Below are 459 nucleotides of genomic sequence, written 5' to 3'. Positions count from 1 at the left end.
AGCTTTGCCAGCCACACTTGCTATGGCAGATGGACCTTTTTCCCAATCAACAAATTTATGTGAACTAGGATCTCTTCCACTAGCATAAAACTCTATGCCGATAATAGTGATATAACTCGGGTCTTTAATTCCTTGAATTACACTAGAAGTATTTGAGTCAATTATAGGTCTTTTAGCATTATCATCACCATATGAACCAAATACCATATGTGCATTTTGTGATTTACCAGATTTAAGCCACATCTTGTCGACTAAATCAAAATGATCGCCTTTCTTAAAGAGGATCCAATCTGGTTTCCCTGCTCGGATTTGTGCGTATGCTTTTTTCAATTGTTTTATATGCTTGTATATTAGTCGGATTAAATGGATTCGTAATGCTAATACCACTATAGGGTTTCGCTAGACTATCATCCCCTTCACTAGAACTCACATAGACAATTCTAGTATCGATATCGGGTT

At 36.6% G+C, this 459-nt stretch carries 1 protein-coding gene; it reads right to left on the bottom strand.

All coding sequences use genetic code 11. The features are described 5' to 3' along the window. Positions 1-330: hypothetical protein (locus tag A9E74_RS13890; protein WP_141696844.1), on the bottom strand; the 330-nt coding region annotated here is incomplete at its 3' end. Between the last annotated feature and the right edge of the window lie 129 nt (positions 331-459).

Source organism: Methylophaga muralis (assembly GCF_001720165.1).
GTDB classification, from domain to species: Bacteria; Pseudomonadota; Gammaproteobacteria; order Nitrosococcales; family Methylophagaceae; genus Methylophaga; species Methylophaga muralis.
This window is presented reverse-complemented; position numbering and strand designations above follow the sequence as displayed.